General features: G+C 68.4%; 19 protein-coding genes. 5 read left to right on the top strand and 14 right to left on the bottom strand.

Annotation, left to right across the window (positions count from 1 at the left end; genetic code table 11):
* Nucleotides 1-93: 93 nt before the first annotated feature.
* A complete protein-coding gene (locus AC07PV_RS21400; RefSeq protein WP_492245808.1) occupies nt 94-915 on the bottom strand; it encodes an ankyrin repeat domain-containing protein in 822 nt (273 codons plus the stop codon).
* A gap of 314 nt (nt 916-1,229) precedes the next feature.
* Between AC07PV_RS21400 and AC07PV_RS21395 the strand changes: the two genes are divergently transcribed.
* The gene (locus tag AC07PV_RS21395) at nt 1,230-2,612 is read left to right on the top strand and encodes a hypothetical protein (RefSeq protein ID WP_494631261.1); all 1,383 of its coding nucleotides are present in this window, start codon (nt 1,230-1,232) and stop codon (nt 2,610-2,612) included.
* Between the two features lie 40 nt (nt 2,613-2,652).
* A complete protein-coding gene (locus AC07PV_RS21390) occupies nt 2,653-3,798 on the top strand; it encodes a hypothetical protein (protein ID WP_494631260.1) in 1,146 nt (381 codons plus the stop codon).
* A 131-nt stretch (nt 3,799-3,929) separates the two neighbouring features.
* On the opposite strand, the gene AC07PV_RS21385 is transcribed toward AC07PV_RS21390, so the two are convergent.
* The 4 genes from AC07PV_RS21385 to AC07PV_RS21370 all read right to left on the bottom strand — a co-directional run bounded on the left by AC07PV_RS21385 (nt 3,930) and on the right by AC07PV_RS21370 (nt 8,952).
* Nucleotides 3,930-4,907, bottom strand: coding sequence for a Bug family tripartite tricarboxylate transporter substrate binding protein (locus AC07PV_RS21385; RefSeq protein ID WP_218293696.1), 978 nt, complete (start codon nt 4,905-4,907; stop codon nt 3,930-3,932).
* Nucleotides 4,908-4,965: 58 nt separating this feature from the next.
* Nucleotides 4,966-5,649, bottom strand: coding sequence for a response regulator transcription factor (locus tag AC07PV_RS21380; protein WP_494631259.1), 684 nt, complete (start codon nt 5,647-5,649; stop codon nt 4,966-4,968).
* Entirely contained in the window at nt 5,646-7,766 is a 2,121-nt protein-coding gene (locus AC07PV_RS21375; RefSeq protein WP_492255362.1) for an ATP-binding protein, read from the bottom strand. The genes AC07PV_RS21380 and AC07PV_RS21375 overlap by 4 nt, the downstream gene beginning before the upstream one ends.
* Nucleotides 7,767-7,887: 121 nt before the next feature.
* Nucleotides 7,888-8,952 (bottom strand): CDP-6-deoxy-delta-3,4-glucoseen reductase, encoded by a 1,065-nt coding sequence (locus AC07PV_RS21370; RefSeq protein ID WP_494631257.1) that lies wholly within the window; start codon nt 8,950-8,952, stop codon nt 7,888-7,890.
* Between the two features lie 101 nt (nt 8,953-9,053).
* On the opposite strand from AC07PV_RS21370, the gene AC07PV_RS21365 reads away from it, so the two are divergent.
* The gene (locus AC07PV_RS21365; protein WP_218293699.1) at nt 9,054-10,013 is read left to right on the top strand and encodes an SDR family oxidoreductase; all 960 of its coding nucleotides are present in this window, start codon (nt 9,054-9,056) and stop codon (nt 10,011-10,013) included.
* Nucleotides 10,014-10,053: 40 nt separating this feature from the next.
* Here AC07PV_RS21365 and AC07PV_RS21360 read toward each other — a convergent pair whose 3' ends face one another.
* The 7 genes from AC07PV_RS21360 to AC07PV_RS21330 all read right to left on the bottom strand — a co-directional run bounded on the left by AC07PV_RS21360 (nt 10,054) and on the right by AC07PV_RS21330 (nt 15,685).
* Entirely contained in the window at nt 10,054-10,779 is a 726-nt protein-coding gene (locus AC07PV_RS21360; protein WP_492808623.1) for a DUF4124 domain-containing protein, read from the bottom strand.
* A 53-nt stretch (nt 10,780-10,832) separates the two neighbouring features.
* Nucleotides 10,833-11,369 carry a hypothetical protein gene (locus tag AC07PV_RS21355; protein ID WP_255594515.1) on the bottom strand — a complete coding sequence of 179 codons (537 nt, stop codon included), beginning with the start codon at nt 11,367-11,369 and terminating at the stop codon, nt 10,833-10,835.
* 326 nt (nt 11,370-11,695) lie between these two features.
* Nucleotides 11,696-12,655, bottom strand: coding sequence for a chemotaxis protein (locus AC07PV_RS21350; protein ID WP_218293700.1), 960 nt, complete (start codon nt 12,653-12,655; stop codon nt 11,696-11,698).
* A gap of 156 nt (nt 12,656-12,811) precedes the next feature.
* Complete coding sequence (locus AC07PV_RS21345) at nt 12,812-13,117, bottom strand: antibiotic biosynthesis monooxygenase family protein (RefSeq protein WP_218293702.1); 306 nt, start codon at nt 13,115-13,117, stop codon at nt 12,812-12,814.
* Between the two features lie 73 nt (nt 13,118-13,190).
* Nucleotides 13,191-14,057 carry a LysR family transcriptional regulator gene (locus AC07PV_RS21340; RefSeq protein ID WP_494631255.1) on the bottom strand — a complete coding sequence of 289 codons (867 nt, stop codon included), beginning with the start codon at nt 14,055-14,057 and terminating at the stop codon, nt 13,191-13,193.
* 26 nt (nt 14,058-14,083) lie between these two features.
* Nucleotides 14,084-14,488, bottom strand: coding sequence for a nuclear transport factor 2-like protein (locus AC07PV_RS21335; protein ID WP_218341706.1), 405 nt, complete (start codon nt 14,486-14,488; stop codon nt 14,084-14,086).
* Between the two features lie 294 nt (nt 14,489-14,782).
* On the bottom strand, nt 14,783-15,685 hold the full coding sequence (locus tag AC07PV_RS21330; protein WP_218293705.1) for a LysR family transcriptional regulator: 903 nt from the start codon (nt 15,683-15,685) through the stop codon (nt 14,783-14,785).
* 120 nt (nt 15,686-15,805) lie between these two features.
* On the opposite strand from AC07PV_RS21330, the gene AC07PV_RS21325 reads away from it, so the two are divergent.
* Together AC07PV_RS21325 and AC07PV_RS21320 are read left to right on the top strand one after the other, a co-directional pair.
* Nucleotides 15,806-16,447: an NAD(P)-dependent oxidoreductase gene (locus AC07PV_RS21325; RefSeq protein ID WP_494631254.1), complete on the top strand. Its 642-nt coding sequence runs from the start codon at nt 15,806-15,808 to the stop codon at nt 16,445-16,447.
* Nucleotides 16,448-16,781: 334 nt separating this feature from the next.
* Nucleotides 16,782-17,321, top strand: a complete 540-nt coding sequence (locus tag AC07PV_RS21320; RefSeq protein ID WP_494631252.1) for an acyloxyacyl hydrolase — start codon at nt 16,782-16,784, stop codon at nt 17,319-17,321.
* A gap of 159 nt (nt 17,322-17,480) precedes the next feature.
* On the opposite strand, the gene AC07PV_RS21315 is transcribed toward AC07PV_RS21320, so the two are convergent.
* Nucleotides 17,481-18,344 (bottom strand): fumarylacetoacetate hydrolase family protein, encoded by an 864-nt coding sequence (locus tag AC07PV_RS21315; protein ID WP_494631251.1) that lies wholly within the window; start codon nt 18,342-18,344, stop codon nt 17,481-17,483.
* Between the two features lie 59 nt (nt 18,345-18,403).
* Nucleotides 18,404-19,159 (bottom strand): SDR family oxidoreductase, encoded by a 756-nt coding sequence (locus AC07PV_RS21310; protein WP_494631250.1) that lies wholly within the window; start codon nt 19,157-19,159, stop codon nt 18,404-18,406.
* Nucleotides 19,160-19,189: the final 30 nt, after the last annotated feature.

The following is a 19,189-nucleotide window of genomic DNA, read 5'->3' as shown; positions in this document are numbered from 1 at the left end:
TCAAAAGATCGCTCAGTTGCAGGTTCTTGCTGAGAAGGCGCGGCCCTCGGCGCCCCGCATTCGTTGCAAGGGGGTGGGCGACCCCGCCACCGCTCATGCGGAACACGCGGCCTGCGGCCAGGCACGCCCCGTCTCCAGCATGGTGACGATGCGGTCGACCTGGCCGCGCAGGTTCTTGTGCTTCTTCATCTTCTGTGCGTTCCGTGCCAGGTCCAGGAGGGACTGGCCGTGCGAGGCCGGTGTGGACGGGTCGGCGCCGCAGGCCAGCAGTGCACCCACGGCAAGGTCGCTGCAGGAGACGACGGCCATCCACAGCGGCGTGCGGAGCGGGTCGCCGGCTTCGGGGGCATGCACGTCGCGCGACAGGCGGATCAGCTCGGGCACATAGCGGTTGTTGCCCTGGCAGATGCGGTGCAGCACCCGGGAGCTGTCGTCCCAAGGTGCGTCCACGTCGAGCACGCCCGCGTCCAGGATGCGCTGGAACAGGGCGTCGGAGCGCGCATCCAGTTCGCGGTCATGCAGATCGGTGAGGCGCAGCACCGGCATGTGGTCCCGCGTGGCGGAGTGGCAGGCTGCACCCAGGTCCAGCGCGGCCATCACCGCCGCATGGCACCCGGGCCGCCACAGGGCGGCCAATGTCAGTGGTTCGACCGCTCCGTAGGTCTTCTGCGCCACGAGGGCGTTGTGGTACAGCGGCATGCCGCCCTTGGCCAGCAGGTGCACCATGTCCACGTCATTGCCTTCGATGGCCAGGACCATGGGGTAGGTGTCGTCGAAGTTTTCGCCCTGCCACAGGGCCCTGGCGTCGCCACCGTCTACCAGCCAGGTGCGTGCGGCGCCGTGGTCCTGGGCCAGCACTGCGGCCTGCAGCGCGCGTTGGGAGGTGAGCAGGGCCAGTCGTTCGTTTCTATTCATGGTGATGTGTGTGGCCCCTTCCAACAGGTTCATGGAAGGGCCAGGGTCGCGGCGTTGCAAGAGCCGCCATTTTGCAAGCGCAAGGCAGTTTGGCGGCTGACAACTTGTCCACCGCGAAAAGCCTGGAACGGGCGCATTTCTCCGTATATTTCCTGGGGCATGAGCCGACTGCAAAAGTGTCCCTTGCAGCCAGGACGGCACGAGGAGGAGTTTTTCTTGACGCGAATCTTGACGCGAACCCTGACGCGAAAGCCCCTGCGGAGCTGCTTGGAGGGAGAAGATTGCTTTGGTGGGCGTGCCCGGCACGGAAAACCATGTTGATCAACATCGTCGGCAACTTCACTTTCGAGCAGCGCGGCGATGCGATGCTCATCGGCACCGAAGAATCGGCGGCGCTGATCTGCAACGGCCACGCACGGCTGGTGCCCCCGGAGCCAACCTTCCTGCGCTTCAGCGCGCCGGGCGTCACGGCCCGCGTGCACTACGCCGACGGCCCGCCGACCATCGTGCGGCACGGCGACAAGGAATGGCACCTCCACGACGTGCTGCTGGGCGGCTCGGACGCGTATGGCGTGGCATCCCCGGGCAACGAGCGCATCTTCATCGTCCACGATTGGAGCGGCGATCGCCTGGCTTCGCTACCCAAACGGTTGGGCCCCAAGCACTTCGGCCGTGCCGCCATCGTGATGACCGACACCTACACATATCCCGAAAGCGAATACACGGAGATCTATCGCCCGGATGGCGAACTCCACGCCCGCTACACCTTGCAAAGGCACGGAGCGGGGCGACAGGAACTGGCGCACTTCACGGACGCACTGGCTTTTCTGCGCACGGGCAACACCCCCTCCACGTACCAACTCTTCGACCTGCGCAGCCTGCAGGCCCGCGGCCTCCTGCCCGTCGCGGGCGCGATCCTGGGGGTCTGCGCATTGCCGGATGGCAGCAACCTGTGGGTGGATGCCGAGGGCATGCACCGGCTGGCGCCGCAAGGCCAAGACCCGTCGCCGCAGACGCTCCATCGCTTCCCCGAGCCCCTGGACGTGGGGCAGGCCAAGCTGCTGCTGTGGCACGACACGCAACGCATCTATGCGGCGATCGACCATGACCGGGAGCGCCAGAGCCTGATCGCCCTGCCGCTCGACGGTGTCAACGCCACGGTGCAGGAGATGGAGTGGTCTGATACCTGGATCATCGCGTTCCAAGGCGGTTTCCTGGCGGGGCAGAACTATCTGCAGCTCAAGCGCAAGACGCTGCTGGCGGACAACGCGGTGGTGCTGTGGCAGCCCGGCGATGTGCTGAGCCCCGCTTTGCTCCAGACGGATGCGAGCCCGGTCGTCGAAGTCAGCCAGACGCGCTCCACCGTCAAGGGCAAACACGGTTACCGCCTGCGCATCCAGGATGCTTGCCCCAACCGTGCGATCCGCTGTGCCGCGCTGGAGCTGGGCCGGTTGTTGGGCGACACCTGCAAAGGCGCTTACCAACAGGGCGATGACGTGCCGGACCGCAAGTTCGACGGGTGCTTCACCATCGACATCGCCACTGCCAGCGCGCCCACTGCGTTCGAGCAGGCCTTCCTGCCGGCCTATCTGGCCTATTACCGCGACATCGGCGACCTCTCGCCGGAAGGCAGCAGGGCACGGCTGGCGCCGCTGGCAATCACCTGGGCCATTGACGAAACGCTATACAAAACGTAGCGCAAAGCGCTTTTCAGAGTTAGCAGAGAGACTGATTTTGATGACCAAAACGTCCCAAACCATTGCCGCCATCCTCAAAAAAGCTGGCATCGCCTTCCAGCCCCTGCCCAAGGACTGGGACGGCTCCCACCTGGGCCAGATCTTCCATCACATGGTTCCCGAGCGGATCTGCGAGCTGGACCCGAAGTGCATCGCCGAGGCGGCCGACTACGTGGGGGTGCTCCAGGAATTCGCACAGGCCACCCAGGGAGAGTTCGCCCCCGAAAGCGCGCGAGCCGAAGGGAGCGTCGGCGGCAAGATGGTGCTGGAGTTCCTGCATGCAGGGCAGGCCATCCGCTTCAAGTTCACGCAGGAAGGCCGCTGGGTGGCCGATGACTTTTACGAGCAACTGCGCAAGTTCTGCAAGAAGCACCTCAGCGGCAGTTACCTGAGCGTGGGCAGCGATCTGGCCACCGAGGTCTATTTACCGCACAAGGTGGTTGCGCAGATTCAGAAGAAGACGCGCACCTTTGATAGCGTCGAGGCGCTGGTGCAGTTCGTGGTGGAGGGCGCATCCCAGAGCGACCTGATCAAAGCAGGGGAGAGCCTGCCTTGGCAGTTGAAGGCGGGCTATACCTGCGACGGCGACAGCCTGCTGACCGCGCTGCTCAAGTCCGAGGCGGACACGGACAGATGCCTGAGTGCCTATGAGCTGCTCGAAGCTCCCGCACTGCCCAGTCGCCATGGCGAATCGCCCCTGGAACTGGCGCAGCGCCTGCGGGGGGTGGAGCTGAGACGCGAGTACGGCGGCGAGGCCAAAGCCACCCTGGGCTATGCCGAGATCCGCGAGAAGTGGAGCCAGCGGCTCTGGCACAGCTATCTCCCCGAATACATGCGCATCGCCGATGCGCTGGAGGCGGACCTGGCATCCATGCGCTTCTCTGAAGCAGGCAACTTGTACGGCATCGCCATGTGCCATGCGCCGCTGCTGGACTGCGGGTCGGAAGTCGCGCAAGTGCACTACTACGAATACAACGGCGCGTACACCCTGAATTTGCTCACCCAGGGACCTGGAGGCGGCGCCTTGCACCTGCAACTGCCCCTCGATCAGGTCGACACGGTGATCGACCTGCTGCGCAGGTATTGCCGCCGTACGTTGTGGACAACGCCCGGCCAGGATGGCGCGTGGCTTGCCGCTCAAGCATAGCCTGCGGCCCCTGGCGCAAGGATGGGGGCCGTCGGTGTGGGCGGTCCGTCTCCGTTGAATGAAATGCTATATTAATGATAGCAACAAGCGCTTTCTGGGAAAGCGCCAGAGGCCGATGGAGCTCGAAGTTCTCAATCCACCTTCGCGCCCGAGGCCTTCACCACCTGCTGGTACTTGGCGCGCTCGGCGGCCATGAAGCTGTCGAACTGCGCGGGCGTGGTGGCCACGGGTTCGGCGAGCAGGGCGCCGAAGCGGGTCTTGGTCTCCGGCGCGTTCAGGGCCGCCACGAAAGCCTTGTTCAGCTTGTCGATGATGGGCTTGGGCGTGGCCGCGGGCGCTACGAGGCCCCACCAGGTGTCGATGGAAAAGCCCTTGAACGTGGCCGACAGCGGCGGCACGCCGGGCAGCGAGGGCGATGCGTCCAGCGAGGTCACGGCCAGCGCCTTGAGCTTGCCCGCGCGGATGTTGGGCGCGGCGGCGGCCAGGTTGTCGATGTTGAAGTCCACCTCGCCCGCCAGCAGCGCCAGCTGCGCAGGGTTGGCGCCCCGGTAGGGAATGTGCAGCGCGAAGATGCCGGCGCGCTGCTTGAACATCTCGCCCGCCAGGTGGCCCGCGCTGCCGTTGCCGCCGCTGCCGTAGTTCAGCTTGGCGGGGTTGGCCTTGGCGTAGGCGATCAGGTCGGCCACGGTGTGGATCTTGAGCTGCTCGGCCTTGGCCGCGTTGATGACCAGTACGTTGGGCACGCGCACCATCTGCGTGATGCCCGCGAAGTCCTTGGCGGCGTCGTAGGGCATCTTGGAATAGAGCCACGGGTTGACCGCATGCGTGGCGGTGGCCGAGATGCCGATGGTCAGGCCGTCGGGCGCCGCCTTGGCGATGGCGTCGGCACCGATGTTGCCGCCCGCGCCGCCCTTGTTGTCGATGATCACCGTGCCCAGCGAGTCGCGCACGCGCTCGGCCAGGGCCCGGGCGGTCACGTCGATGGGGCCGCCGGCCGCATACGGCACGATCAGCCGGATGGGCTGGCCCGAGTCCTGCGCGAGCGCGGTGTGGGAGGAGAAAGCCGCTGCGATAGCGGCGCTGGCGAGGAGGATGTTTCTGCGGTTCATGGGTGCCATTGTGCAAAAAAATCGTAAGAAGGCTTACGAAAACCTTGAAGCGGGGTGTTCAGGGCGTGCGGGAGGGGTTTTCCGAAAGGCCCAGGTCCTCCACCAGCATGCCCAGCTCGTGCGACGAGCGGATGTCCAGTTTCAGGAAGATGGCCGAGCGGTGCGTGTCCACGGTGCGCGGGTCGATGGGGCGCCCGGGGTCGCGCTGGGCCAGCGCACGGGCCGCTTCCTTGCTGCTGATGCCGGTGGCCAGCAGGCGCGCCACCTCCTGCTGGCGCGGGCTCAGCGCGTTCCAGCGCTCCCGCAGCAGGGCGTGCCGCTGCGCGCGCGCGGCCACGCCGTGCGACAGGGTGGCCGCGCGGTGCACGGCGGCCAGCAGGGTGGCCTCGTCGCAGGGTTTTTCCAGCCAGTCCACCGCGCCTTGCTTGACGGCCGCCACGGCCGAGGCCAGCTCGCCGTGGGCGGAGAGGAACACGGTCTTGAGCACCGTGCCCCGCTGGCGCATGGCCTCGAAGACCTGCAGGCCGCTCATGCCGTCCATGCGCAGGTCGAGCAGCACGCAGCCGGGCCGGGCCAGGTCGGCGCCAGCCAGGAAATCCGGCCCGCTCGCGAACGACTGGGCCGCGTGGCCGCCGGCCAGCAGCAGCGCGGCGAGGGAATGGCGCACGCCTTCGTCGTCGTCCACGATGTAGACGCGCAGCGGGGCAGGGGTTGGGCCGGGGGCGGTGGGGTGATCGGTCATGGGGAGGCCACGGGCGGCGTTGCGTGCAGGGGAAGCCGGATTTCGAAGACCGCGCCGCCGCCCTCGCGGTTGCGCGCCAGCAGTTCGCCGCCCATGCTCTCGACGATGGAGCGGCAGATGTTCAGGCCCAGCCCCAGGCCGTCGGAGCGCGTGGTGAAGAACGGCTCGAACAGGCGCTCGGCGATCTCGGGGGGCAGACCCGGGCCCCGGTCCTGCACTTCGAGGCAGGCGTGCCCGGCATCTGCCCGGGTGCGCAGCAGCAGTTCGTGGTCCATCGGGGGCGTGGCGTGCACCTGCATGGCCTGCAGCGCGTTGAGGCCAAGGTTCAGGACCACCTGCTCCAGGAGCACGCGGTCGGCGCGCACCCGCAGCGGTTCGGGCGCGAGGTCCAGGCGCACCGCCACCCCATGCCGCCGTGCCTCGGCGCGCAGCAGCAGGCCCAGGGACTGGTCCACGGCGGCATTGAGGTCGCAGGGTTCGCGGGCCTCGGGATGCTGGCGCACCCAGCGGCGGATGCGCCCCACGATGTCGGCCGCGCGCAGCGCCTGAGTGGACAGCGCGGCGAGGCTTTCGTTGAGCAGTTCGGTCCGGCCCTGCGCGGCGAGCGCGCGCGCCGCGGCCGCGTAGTTGACCAGGGCCGCCAGCGGCTGGTTGAGCTCGTGCGCGAGGGTGGAGGCCATCTCGCCCACGGTGATCACGCGCTGCACGCGCTGCAGTTGCGCCTCGCGCTGCTGCTGCTGTTCCTCGGCGCGCTTCTGGGCAGTGATGTCCACCACCGAGCTCATCCAGCCGATGTGCCGGCCATCACCGTCGATGAGCCGCGCCGTGTAGAACATGGTGTAGACGTCCGAGCCGTTGCGGTGCCGCAGCCGGTTCTCGTTGCCCTGGGGCGTGGCCTTGCCCGCCAGCGAGGTGTCGCTGTCGTTCCAGTGGCGGTCGAGGTCGTCGGGATGCCAGTAGGGGTAGGGGGGCAAGCAGCCGATGAGTTCGGAGGCGGCGTAGCCCACCATGTCGCACATGGCGGCGTTCACGTACACGATGCGGCCCTGCAGGTCGCGCGCACGCATGCCGACGAGCAGGGAGTCTTCCATGGACTGGCGAAAGGCCTGCGCCTGCTGCAGCGCGTGGGTGCGCTCGTGCACGCGCTGTTCGAGTTCGATGCGGGCCTGGCGGTTCTCCTGCAGGCGCCGCTCGCGCAGCTGCCAGTAGAGCGCGCCCAGCACCAGCAGGCCCGACGCGAGGCTGGCCAGCGCCCAGGCCTGCTGGCGCGCCAGGGCCACCACCTTGCTGTCGGCCGTGAGGGTGAGGGTCCAGCCCAGGTCGGGCAGGTGTTCCGCGAAGGCGAGATAGTGCTTGCCGCTGCCGGGCAGCCGAAGCTCGGCACCCGGCTGGTCCGGGCGCTGCAGGAGCTTCCAGGGCACCGGCGCGGGCTGCCATTGCGCGCCGTACTGCTCATCGTGTTGCACCTGCCGCACGGCCTCGGCGGGCAGGGGCTTGCTGGTCTTGTAGAGCCAGGACGACACGGAGCCCAGAAACAGAATGCCGCGCTCATCCGTGACGAACACCGGGTCGAGCAGTTGCGCCCAGGTGTCCACGATGGGCTGCATGCGCACCTTCACGGCCACCACGCCGATCACCTTGCCATCGCGCTGCACGGGGGCCGAGGCGAACAGCCCGGGCTCGCCCGTGGTCTTGCCCACGCCGTAGAAGCGCCCCGCCTGCCCGTGCAGTGCGTCGCGGAAGTAGGGACGGTTGCTGTAGTTCTGGTCGACGAAGCTGCTGGGCGTGTCCCAGTTGCTGGAGGCCAGCGTGAGGCCCTTGTCGTCCATGAGGTACAGCGTGTCGGAGCCGGCGTGCGCATTGACGGCCTGGAGGTACGCGTTGGCCGCCTCCCGCACGCTCTCCGATGCGGGATGGCGCAGCAGGTCCGCGACCAGGGGTTGCTGCGCCGCCGTGAAGGGCAGGTAGCTGTAGCGCGTGGCCACGCCGCGCAGGGCCAGGGCCTGGACCTCGCTGGAGCGGCGCAGGTTGTCCCATTGGGTTTCCAGCTCGTTGCGGGTGGCCCATTCGCCGGCGCCCAGGATCAGCAGCACGGCCAGGCCGAACACGGCGGCCATGGGGCCGGCTCCGCGCAGCCCATCGCGCAGGCGTCCCAGGGGCCTGGGGGGAGGCAACGGTGCTGTCACGGGTGTGGCTGTGGCCGGTGGTGGCGCGGGCGGCAAACCCACACCCTCCCGCTCATCCGCCGTGCTTGTCCGCCTCGGAGGTGAAGGAGTCCGCATAGAACTCTTCCGCTGGCAGGCCCCGCTGCGCGCTGTAGGCCACGCGGGCGGAATCGACCACGATGGGGGCGCCGCAGGCGTACACCTGGTGGCCCGACAGATCGGCGTGGTCGTCCATCACGGCCTGGTGCACAAACCCGGTGCGACCGGTCCAGCCGTCCTCCGGCAAGGCGTCGGAGACGACGGGCACGTAGGTCAGGTGGGGCATGTCGGCCGCCCGGGCCAGCACCCAGTCGTGCATGTACAGGTCGCCGGGGCGGCGGCCGCCCCAGTAGAGCACCGTGGGGCGCGTGATGGCCTTGAACTGCATGTGCTCGATGAGCGCCTTGATGGGGGCAAAGCCCGTGCCCGAGGCCAGCAGCACGATGGGCTTGTCCGAGTCCTCGCGCAGGAAGAAACTGCCGAACGGGCCTTCCACGCGCAGGATCTCCTTTTCCTTCATCGCGCCGAACACGTGGTCGGTGAACTTGCCGCCCGCCATGTGGCGGATGTGCAGCTCCACGCCGGGTGCGTCGGCCTGCGTGTGAGGTGCATTGGCCATCGAATACGCCCGGCGTGCTCCGTCGCGCAGGATGAATTCGATGTACTGGCCCGCGTGGTACCGGAAGGTGTCCGCCGCCGGCAGCTGCAGTCGCACCCGCATCACGTCGTGCGATTTCTTTTCGAGGGTGGCCACCCGCACGGGCATCTTCTTGACGGGGTAGGCGCTTTCATCGGTGACCTGGCGCGATTCGAGCACCACGTCCGTCAGGGGCTGGGCGCAGCAGGTCAGCACGAGGCCGGCGGCCTCTTCGTCGGCCGTGAGCGCCTTGGACTGGTGCTCGCCATGGTGCACGGTGCCGCTGAGCTTCCTGCACTTGCACGAACCGCAGGCGCCGTCCTTGCAGCCATAGGGCAGGCCGACGCCGCTGCGGATGGCGGCGGCCAGGATGGCCTCGCCAGCGTTGGCCCGGAAAGCGCGGCCGCTGGGCTGCACGGTGATCTGGAATGCTGCGGTGCTCACAGCCTCGGCGCTGGTCATCTTGTGGGTATCCTCGGGACGTAGATCTTCAAGAACCGGTTGGTGCCGCCGTGGGCCCCTGCCAGGAGATGCCGGCTGGTTCTTTACAAACGGACCCGATTTTGCCTTCAAACCAAAACCCCCTTGGCGCCCTGCCGGCGCGCTTTCGCCGCGAACGCCTGCTGATCGTGGGGTGTGGTGACGTGGGCCAGCGCGTGGCGCGCCAGCTCCAGGGCGGCCCGGGCGCCGGGCGCGTCCAGGTGCTGGCGCTCACCTCCAGCCCCGAGCGCAAGCCGGCGCTGCGCGCCCTGGGCATCCGCCCCCTGTGCGGAAACCTGGACGATGTGGCCACGCTGCGCCGCCTGTCGGGCCTGGCCACGCGCGTGCTGCACCTGGCCCCGCCACCCGGCGAAGGCGCCGGAGGGGATGGCTGGTGGCGCGATCCGCGCACGGTGGCCCTGGCGCGCGCGCTGCGCCTGCGCAGCCTGCCCGCCTCCCTCGTCTACGCCTCCACGAGCGGCGTGTATGGCGACTGCCAGGGGGCGATGGTGTCCGAGACACGGCCCGTGGCCCCCGCCACGCCGCGCGCGCAGCGGCGCGTGAATGCCGAGCGGGCGGTGCGGCACCTGGGCCGCGGGGGGGTGCGGGCCACCGTGCTTCGCATTCCGGGCATCTACGCCCCCGACCGGGACGGTGGCACGCCCGAAGCGCGCCTGCGCCGAGGCACGCCGGTGCTGGAGCGCGAGGACGATGTGTTCACCAACCACATCCACGCCGACGACCTGGCGCGCATCTGCCTGGCCGCGCTGTGGCGGGCGCGGCCGCAACGCGTCTACAACGTGAGCGATGCCACGGAACTGAGGATGGGCGACTACTTCGACCTGGCGGCCGACCTGTACGGCCTGCCGCGTCCCCCGCGCGTGCGCCGCAGTGCCGCGCATGAGCAGCTGTCGCTGATGCTGCTGAGCTTCATGAGCGAATCGCGGCGGCTGGACAACCAGCGCATGCTGCGGGAGCTGGGTGTGAAGCTGCGCTACCCGACCGTGGCCGAGGGGTTGCGGGCGGCGCGCCCGTCGCCTTAGGGCGAGCGCGTTCGCCGGGGCCTTTGCCCGTCCGCCGGGTTCAGCAGGGCGCCTGGCCTCCGTTGGAGCGGCACACACCGCCGGGACCGGGGAACCGCCCGGGACCGGCGCGGGGATAGGTATTGCCCTGGTTGTCGGTGCAGCGAAAGTCACCGCATTGCGTCAGGCGAGGTGGAGGTTGCGGTGTGCCTGTCTGCGGGAAGGGGTCAGGAAAAAGGGGACGATGCCGAGATGGCGGCACGACCACCACCCGGGGCTGGTGGGCACGCGCTTTTTCGACTTCCGCATACCCTTGTGGACCCAGGCAGTCCAGGTCCACTTGCCGCTGCGCGGCCTCCAGGCGCAACTCCTGTTCATAGGTCGAGCGGGCCAGGCCCGCAGCCACCATATCCAGGTTGCGCCGCGAACGCGCGCATTCGGGGGATCGGGCGTAGTCCTGGGGCTGGGGCGTGGCCGCCGCGGCCTGTGCGGCGCGGGCACGGTCGCGTTCGGCGTTGCGGCGGGCATCGGTTTCCGCCGCGGTGGCCTCTGCCTGCAGCCGCTGTTGCTTGCGCTCCAGTGCTTGCGTTGCCAGCTCCCGTTCCTGCTGGATCTCCTCGGGGGTTTTCCGCGCTTCAACCTCGCGCGCGGTGGCACCACCGGTGCATGCGCCGTCGGTATAGGTCACCTGTCCCGTGCGGGCATCGGTGCAGCGAACCACCTGGGCGCTGGCGCCCGTGGCAAGCACGGCGGCACCCAGGCAGAGAATGAAGAGGCAGGGGCGGATCGTCACGGTCGGCTGCCAGGCAGGGGGAACGACGGCGCGGGACGGCGCCGCGTTCAGGGTTTTTCGGGGCTGTTCGACTGCTGGCGTGAACGCCAGTCGAGCGGGTGCGGCGTGTAGCTGTCTGGCGCCATGCGGCCAGGGCGGGCTTCACGGTTGCGGCGGTCTTCCGCGGCGCGGCGGTCGCGTTCCGCCTGGTCTCGCAAGGCCTGCTCCCGGTCCCGGTTGCGGCGATCGGCCTCGCGCGCCTGCTGGTCGCGGCGGTCGCGTTCACGCTCCCGGGCTACGCGGTCGCGCTCGGCCCGTTCTCTGTCACGCTCGCGCTCGCGCCAGTCGTTGCGGTTGCGGTCGCGTTCCCAGCGGTCGTCGCGATCACGTCCGCCGTAGTAGATGACGGAGGGCGGGGCCGAATACGCAGGGTAGACGGGGGGTGGGCTGGAGTACACCGACGGGGTGTTGTAGATGTACCCCGGCTGCTCGTAGACCCTGTACGGCGTCGGTTCGTAATAGGGGTCGCCCGGCACGGTGGCGCAACCCGTCACCACGGCGCCCAGGACCGTGGCAGAAATGATGCGGGCGAGTGTGTATGTCATGCTGTTCAGACCCCCTACAGGGCGTGGGCGTTCCGCGCTGTACGTAAAGCCCCCGAAAAGCACCCCGGCGGGGTGTTACAAGTTTCGGAGTGGCGTTTTCAATGCCTCCCACTGTAGCGCCCGGGGGGCCCATTTGGTTGACCTGCATGCCGATGCAACGGGTAGGACGAAATCCCATGCCGTACCGGGCTGGTGCCTTGGCGCACCGGCTTCTGAAATCAAAATTGATAGCGAAAGCGCGTGGCTGGCAATGCGCGAGCCGCCCTTTTTATGCGCGGCGTGTACGCCGTGGCGAAGGGCGCGCGGGAAGCTGGCCTGCTTCCCGTTTATTTGGGCAGCACCCGGCGGATGGTTTCCGCCAGATCTTCCGCCACGAACTTGGCGACATAGCCGTCGGCGCCGACGCTGCGCACGTGGTCTTCGTTGGCCGAGCCGGACAGCGAGGAGTGGATGACCACCGGCAGCCCGTGGAAGCGCGCATCCTGCTTGATGTTGCGCGTGAGGGTGAAACCGTCCATTTCCGGCATTTCGAGGTCGGTCAGCACCATGGCCACGCGGTCCAGCACGCTCTTGCCCTCGGCTTCGGCGCTCCTGGCGATGGCGTTGAGCCGGTCCCAGGCTTCCTTGCCGGATTTCACCATTTCATAGGGCGCATGCAGCACCTTGAGTTCCTGCTCGATGAGCGAGCGCGCCACGAACGAATCGTCGGCCGCCAGGATGATGGTGCCGGGCTTGAGCTTGAGCTTGGCGCCGACCTTCTCTTCGGTGACCTCGTGGCCGTCCGAAGGCGACACCATCTGGAGGATGGCTTCCACGTCCAGCACCTGGGCCAGGCGGGATTCGTCGGTGTTGCCATCCAGGCGGGCAATGCTGGTCACCAGCTTGCCGGCGGCGCCGCTGGTTTCGGCGGAAAGCACCTGCTTCCAGTCCAGCCGCACGATGTCTTCCACCGACTCCACCGCAAAAGCCTGCGTGGTGCGCGCGTATTCGGTCACCAGCATGATGTTCAGTCCCGTCTGGGGCTTGCAGCCCACGATGGAAGGCAGGTCCAGCACCGGAATCACCTGGCCGCGCAGGTTCACGACCCCCAGCGAATGCGGCGTGGTGCCCGCGATCGGCGTGATGCTGGGCATGGCCACGATCTCGCGGATCTTGAACACGTTGATGCCGAACAGTTCGGATTTGCCCAGGGCACTGTCGGTGCCCAGACGAAACAGCAGCAGCTCGAACTTGTTGGTGCTGGTGAGGTTGGTCCGCTCGTCGATGTCCTGCTGCACTGCTTTCATGATGGGTCCTTCGCGCAGAAAAGAAGAAGAAACGCGCGTTTACAAATTCTAGGATCAGAACGGCATGTGCAGTGCGCTAAATGTTCAGGCAATACCCGAATAGTGCGCTGCAGCATCCAGGCGTCGCGGCGCCGTCACGCGCGCTGGCGGCGCGGGTCATGCCGAGGGCGGCAGCGCCACCGGGGTGAAATGCACCACCGTGGGGAACGGGTCGTAGAAATGGTGCAGCAGCCGTTTCCATTCCTGGTAGGGCGCCGACTGGCGAAAGCCGATTTCGTGGTCCTCGAGCGTGGCCCAGCGCACCAGCAATGCGTAGTCCTGCGGGCGTTCCACGCAATGGACCAGTTCGTGCGACAGGTAGCCGGGCATGGAGGCGATGATCCGCTGCGCCTGGGCAAAGGCTTGCTCGAACGCGGCATTCTGGCCGGCGCGGACGGTGAGGTGGGCGATTTCAAGGACCATGGTGGCAGGTGTGGGCTGGGGACAACCCCCTTTGTACCGCACCTTGCCTGCCGTGCCAGCGGCGGGCCCCACCTCAGGCCGCGCTGCTGCGGGAGAGGTCCGGTGGCGTCTTGAGGCTGGAGGCGAGGCGGCCCAGCAGCGCGAGCAGGGGCGCGTCCGATGCGTCGCAGGCCAGGCCCAGATGGCGCGAGAAAGCCAGCGGACCGTCCAGGGGCCGCACGACCGAATGGCGTGCGTGGGCCGCGTAGGACTGCGGCACGACGGCCACGCCCAGGCCGCTGTCCACCATGTGCAGCAACAGCTCTTCGCGCGCGGCGCTGGCCTGCACCTCCAGCGCGATCCCGCGCTCGGCCAGCAGGCGGATGAACGACTGGTGCAAGGGGCAGTACGGCCATTCGATGAGCGGAACGCCCTGCAGGTCGGCCAGGCCGAATTTCTTCTTGAAACGCAGCGGGTGCTGTTCGGGCAGGAGCATCACATAGGGCTCGCGCCACAAGGACATGAAGGTGTCGCCAGACGGCTTGCAATGCTCGGCCACCAGGCGCAGGCGCGCTTCCTGCGCGCTGGCCGTGAGCCGCACCAGGGCGTTGGGCATGAGCTCGCCAATCTGCGCGAACAGCGGCGCGGCCGGGCCCACCATCAGGTTGTCCTGCAGGAACACGCCCAGCGTTTCGCGCGGCGCATCGCGGAAGTCGCGCACCATGGCGCTCGACTGCGCCAGCAGGCTGCAGGCGCGCGGGTACAGGCGGTGGGCGGCGGGCGTGGGCGCCAGGCCCTGGCGGCTGCGCTCGAACAGCACGGTGTCGAGCGCATCCTCCAGCCCCTTGATGGCCATGCTGATCGAGGGCTGCGCCACGAAGCAGCGGCGCGCGGCCGTGGTCACGGAGCGTTCTTCGTAGGCCGCCACGAAGTAGCCCAGGGCGCGCAGGTCAAACAGCATGGTGCGGGGGCCACGGAGGGCCGCGGTCAGGTCGGGGTGATGGTGGTGACGGTTTCGCGGAAGTAGTCGAGCTGGCCGTTGCGCGAGTGGCTCACGATCCAGGTCAGCGATTCCACTTCGCGCTGTTGTACCGCATAAAAGAAGCGCTGGTGGAATTTCGTGATCACCCAGTCGTCGCCCAGGGGCTGGCTGTGGGTGTGCACGATCTTCGTGCCCTGCGGAAAGACCTCGGTGCCCAGGCGCTGCACCACGGCCAGCACGTCGGCCTTGTGGCGGGCGACCTGCCAGCTGGTGTCCGCCTCGTCGCGGTAGTGGTCGATGCGGAAATCCACGTCGTCGGCGATGCTGTCCAGCAATGTGGGCACGTCGCCCTTTTCAAACGCGGCCAGTACGCGGTCGATGGGGAAGTGGGTGGTGGGGTTGGTCGTCATGTGCGTTCTCCGGTCGGGTTGAAGAAAGGTCGTGGAAGCAGGTACCGGAAGGCGACTGTAGGCAGCCCGCGCGGCACGCACAACGATGGAATTTGTGGAGCGATGCGATAAAAAAATGATGGATGGAAGGATGCCGGGCGCTGCGTTCACGCCACTGCCATCCGCCACCGTGCTGCGCGCGGTCCAGGGCCGGTGAAACCAGCGCGGCCAGGCCGCCGCGTCTTCTTTTTCTTTTCCCTTCTCCCACGCCACAGGACAGGGAACGGGTCCAAAGGCGGCCCCGAGAGCCGCCCCTCAATCCGTGACGCCCGGCACCTGGCTCAGATAGCCGTGCAGCGCCGCGATGGCCTGGCGCACCTTGGCGGGCTGTGCGTCGCGCTGGGGCGTGACGGCCCAGATGTCGAGCGTGCCGAAGGACCAGTCGGGCAGCAGCCGCACCAGCTGCCCGGTCTGCAAGGCCTCGTGTGCGTCCATGCTGCCCACGAGCGCAAGGCCCAGGCCGGCCTCGCACATCTGCTGGATCGACAACTGGTTGTTGCTGGCGATGCGCGGCTCCACCCGCAGCGCGCGCGGTTCGCCCGTGGGGCTGCGCAGATCGATCAGCAGGCCGCCGCTCTCGCGCGCAAAGCCCAGCCAGCTGTGCGACAGCAGGGCGTCGGGGTCCTGCGGCACGCCATGGTTGGCCACCCACCCGGGCGAGGCGCACAGGTACCACCGCATCCCGCCCAGGCGCCGGGCAGCCCAGCTGGAGTCGGCCAGCCGCCCGTAGCGCACCGCCAGGTCGATGCGGGCGTTGATCAGGTCGATGGGCGAATCGTCCACCAGCAGCCTCAGGCGCAAGGCAGGGTGGGCGGCCAGCAGCTCACCCAGCGCGGGCGCGATGTGCCGGGCAAAGCCCACGGTGGCCGAAAGGCGCAGCTCGCCGCTGGGCGCATCGCGCGACGCCGCCAGCTCGGCACGTGCCTGCTCGGCCGCGGCCCACATGGCGGCGCAGCGCGCGTGGTAGCGCTGGCCCGCCTCGGTGAGGGCCAGCTTGCGGGTGGAGCGGTGCAGCAGCGTCACGCCGCCGTCGCTCTCCAGCCTGCGCACCTGCTGGCTCACGGCCGAGGTGCTCATGCCAAGTGCGCGGGCCGCGCCGCTCATCGAGCCGTGCTGCACCACGGCGGCGAACACGGCCATGCGTTTGAGGTCTTCCATCGGTGAATTTGCTTGATCGTGAAGCTGGTCTTCAAAGTGAAGGCATTTTTAGCCCTCTAGTGCGGTCTTTGACAAGCCCATATTCTCACCCTATCGCAACTTTGAACCGAGGAACTCCCCATGAGAATCGCCCTGATTGGTGCCACCGGCTTCGTCGGCTCGGCCGTGCTCGATGAACTGCTGCAGCGCGGCCACCGCGTGACCGTGCTGGCCCGCAACCCCGGCAAGCTGCCCGCGCGTGAAGGCCTGACCGTCGTCGCCGCCGACGCGCAGGATGCCGCCCAGGTCGCCAAGGCCGCCGCCGGCCACGATGCGGTGGTGAGCGCCTACAACCCCGGCTGGACCGTGCCGGACATCCATGGCCAATTCCTCAAGGGCACCCGCGCCATCATCGACGGCACCAAGCAGGCGGGTGTGCGGCGCCTGCTCGTGGTGGGCGGCGCCGGCAGCCTGTTCGTGGCGCCCGGCGTGCAACTGGTGGACACGCCCCAGTTCCCGGCGGAATGGAAGCAGGGGGCCCTGGCCGCGCGCGAGGCACTCCACTGGATCCGCACCGAAAGCACTCTGGACTGGACCTTCCTCTCGCCTCCCATCCTGCTGGCTCCCGGCGAACGCACGGGCCAGTACCGCCTGGGCACGGAAGCCCCGCTGATGAACGGCGACCAGCCCGGCGGCATCAGCGTGGCCGATCTGGCCGTGGCCATTGCCGATGAGCTGGAAACGCCGCGGCACCTGCAGCAGCGGTTCACGGTGGCGCACTGAGCCTGGGCATCCCGGCCGACGGCATCTCAGCCGGTTCGCCTACAGGCGCATGGGGCCGCAGCACCTGCAGGCGGCGGGATTGATGTGTAGATTGGTGGTGCCGGCGACGCCTGCAAGCGCAGGCAGGCCGGCCGGCCACGCTGCTGCCCTTGCCGCCCACCCGGGTGCGGCGCCAGAGCAGGGCGTGTTATCCCGCCCCACTGCTGCCTGTCGGAGTACCTTCGTGCATTCGATCTCTACCGCCTTGCCACCCGTCCCCGCCCCCGCAGCATGCGGCGGGGCGCAACGTCCTCCCTCTCCCGTTCCCTGGCCGCGTACCCTGGCGCTGCTGGGAGTGTTGGGGGCACTCGCCACGGCGGCGGGTGCCCAGGATGCGGCGCTGCAGACCGCCCCCGAACCCCGGCGCATGTTCATCGACGGCGCACGCGCCGCGAGCGATGTGGGCCTGGTGTCGGTGGGGGTGCAGCTGCCATGGGAATGGCGCCGTTCCTTCCTGGGCGGCGAATTGACGGGGCACTGGGACGCCCACATCGCCCACTGGCGCGTCCCTGCGGGCTCGGCGGCGTCCGATCGCAGGCACTGGACGCAGCTGGCCCTGGTGCCCACGCTGCGGCTGCGCTTCGATGGCGGGCGTTCGGCGTGGTTCATGGAAGGCGGCATCGGCGTTTCGGTGCTGGACGGGCACTACGCGATGCGGCACAAGGCCTTCAGCACACGCTTCAATTTCACCGACCACCAGGGGATCGGCTTCAACTTTGGCGCGCGCCGCCAGCATGAGCTGATGTTGATGATGCGCCATGTCTCCAACGGCGGCATCCGCAAGCCCAATCCCGGAGAAGATTTTGTCCAGGTGCGCTATGGACTGGCATTTTGAGCCGGTGCCCTGGTGCAGGCGGTGTCGATGCTCCTCAATTCATAGCTGCCAGGGCTTGGGTGGCGGGCGCAGGAGGCTGTTTTCGTCTCAAGGCCCCGGGGCGGTGGCGCGTGGGCCCCTGTCGGCAGCCGTGCGTGCTCCGCGCCGGGGCGCGTCCCGTCAGCCGTCGATCAGCTTCGGGTCCCACGCAAACACGGTCTGCTCCTGCTCGCCCAGCTTCTCGATGCCCAGGCGCATCACGTCGCCGGGCTTGAGGAACTGCGCCTGGGGCTTCTTGCCCATGCCCACGCCCGGCGGGGTGCCGGTGGTGATCAGGTCGCCGGGCTCCAGCGTCATGAAGCGGCTCAGGTAGCTGACCAGCTGCGCCACCGTGAAGATCATCGTGCGGGTGCTGCCGGTCTGCTGGCGTTCGCCGTTCACGTCCAGCCACATCGACAGATTCTGCGGGTCGCCCACCTCGTCGGCGCTCACCAGCCAGGGGCCGATGGGGCCGAAGGTGTCGCAGCCCTTGCCCTTGTCCCAGGTGCCGCCGCGCTCGAGCTGGTATTCGCGCTCGGAGATGTCGTTGATGGTGCAGTAGCCGGCCACGTGCTGCAGCGCGTCCGCCTCGCTCACATAGCGCGCGCGGGTGCCGATCACCACGCCCAGCTCCACCTCCCAGTCGGATTTGACCGAACCCTGCGGCAGCACCACGGGGTGGTTGCAGCCCACGGCGCAGTCCACCGTCTTGGTGAAGACGATGGGCTCCTTCGGGATGGCCATGCCGGCTTCGGCCGCGTGGTCGGCGTAGTTCAGGCCGATGGCGATGAACTTGCGCATGCCCGTCCACGGCACCGCCAGGCGGCCCTGGGGCACGACGGGCAGGGTGGCGGCATCGATGGCGGCCAGCGCGGCCAGGCCAGAGGGTGACAGGATGGCGGGGCTGATGTCGGGCAGCACGCCGCTCAGGTCGCGCACCGTGCCGTCGGTGTGCAGGAGTGCAGGTTTTTCCTGGCCCTTGGGGCCGTGGCGAAGCAGCTTCATGGTTCGTAGTGGTGAGGGGTTGGATGGTGGGTGGCGCGAAACGCAGAGCGTAGATGAAATCAGTTGGACCAGCCGCCGTCGATGACCTGGGCGGTGCCCGTGGTGAACGATGACTCGTCGCTCGCCAGGTACACCGCCAGCGCGGCGATCTCCTCGGCCCGGCCCAGGCGGCCCATGGGTTGGCGCTCGACAAAGCCCGCCTCCACGGCGGCCAGGCTCTGGCCCGTGGCCGCGGCCTGCGCGGTGATCCGCTCCTGCAGCGACGGCGACATCACGGTGCCCGGGCAGATGGCATTGCAGCGGATGCCCTGGGCCACGAAGTCGGCGGCCACCGACTTGGTCAGGCCCACGACCGCCGCCTTGGTGGTGCCGTAGACGAACCGCCGGGGCGCCCCTTTGATACTGCCCGCCACCGAGGCGACGTTGATGATGGACCCGGGGCCGCGCGCCAGCATGCCGGGCAGGAAAGCCCGGATGGTGCGAAATTGCGCGCGCACGTTCAGATCGAACGCGAAGTCCCACTCGTCGTCCGTGCAGTCGAGCACACTGCCCGCGTGTACAAAGCCCGCGCCGTTGAACAGCACGTCCACCGGCCCCACGGCCGCTGCGGCATCGCGCACGGCCTGGGCCTGGGTCACGTCCAGCACACGGGTCTCGCAGCCGGTGTCGCGCCGCAGGTCGGCCAGCAAGGCGGCGTTGATGTCGGTGGCGATCACCCGCGCGCCCTGGGCCGCGAAGGCGACCGCCGTGGCGCGGCCGATGCCCTGGCCGGCGGCGGTGAGAAAGGCGGTCTTGCCTGCAAGTCGGAGTGTCATGGAATGCGGGGCGTGAAGAGTGGGTGGGAG

It is taken from the genome of Acidovorax sp. GW821-FHT09A11 (genome assembly GCF_059418365.1).
This window is presented reverse-complemented; position numbering and strand designations above follow the sequence as displayed.

Bases quoted from the DNA above. Each gene is read 5' to 3' on its own strand.
- AC07PV_RS21330 (WP_218293705.1), bottom strand. From the start codon at position 15,685: ATGGAAGACCTCAAACGCATGGCCGTGTTCGCCGCCGTGGTGCAGCAC.
- AC07PV_RS21310 (WP_494631250.1), bottom strand. From the start codon at position 19,159: ATGACACTCCGACTTGCAGGCAAGACCGCCTTTCTCACCGCCGCCGGC.
- AC07PV_RS21380 (WP_494631259.1), bottom strand. From the start codon at position 5,649: ATGACCGATCACCCCACCGCCCCCGGCCCAACCCCTGCCCCGCTGCGC.
- AC07PV_RS21395 (WP_494631261.1), top strand. From the start codon at position 1,230: ATGTTGATCAACATCGTCGGCAACTTCACTTTCGAGCAGCGCGGCGAT.
- AC07PV_RS21400 (WP_492245808.1), bottom strand. From the start codon at position 915: ATGAATAGAAACGAACGACTGGCCCTGCTCACCTCCCAACGCGCGCTG.
- AC07PV_RS21335 (WP_218341706.1), bottom strand. From the start codon at position 14,488: ATGACGACCAACCCCACCACCCACTTCCCCATCGACCGCGTACTGGCC.
- AC07PV_RS21325 (WP_494631254.1), top strand. From the start codon at position 15,806: ATGAGAATCGCCCTGATTGGTGCCACCGGCTTCGTCGGCTCGGCCGTG.
- AC07PV_RS21315 (WP_494631251.1), bottom strand. From the start codon at position 18,344: ATGAAGCTGCTTCGCCACGGCCCCAAGGGCCAGGAAAAACCTGCACTC.
- AC07PV_RS21350 (WP_218293700.1), bottom strand. From the start codon at position 12,655: ATGAAAGCAGTGCAGCAGGACATCGACGAGCGGACCAACCTCACCAGC.
- AC07PV_RS21345 (WP_218293702.1), bottom strand. From the start codon at position 13,117: ATGGTCCTTGAAATCGCCCACCTCACCGTCCGCGCCGGCCAGAATGCC.
- AC07PV_RS21355 (WP_255594515.1), bottom strand. From the start codon at position 11,369: ATGACATACACACTCGCCCGCATCATTTCTGCCACGGTCCTGGGCGCC.
- AC07PV_RS21340 (WP_494631255.1), bottom strand. From the start codon at position 14,057: ATGCTGTTTGACCTGCGCGCCCTGGGCTACTTCGTGGCGGCCTACGAA.
- AC07PV_RS21385 (WP_218293696.1), bottom strand. From the start codon at position 4,907: ATGAACCGCAGAAACATCCTCCTCGCCAGCGCCGCTATCGCAGCGGCT.
- AC07PV_RS21390 (WP_494631260.1), top strand. From the start codon at position 2,653: ATGACCAAAACGTCCCAAACCATTGCCGCCATCCTCAAAAAAGCTGGC.
- AC07PV_RS21370 (WP_494631257.1), bottom strand. From the start codon at position 8,952: ATGACCAGCGCCGAGGCTGTGAGCACCGCAGCATTCCAGATCACCGTG.
- AC07PV_RS21375 (WP_492255362.1), bottom strand. From the start codon at position 7,766: ATGGCCGCCGTGTTCGGCCTGGCCGTGCTGCTGATCCTGGGCGCCGGC.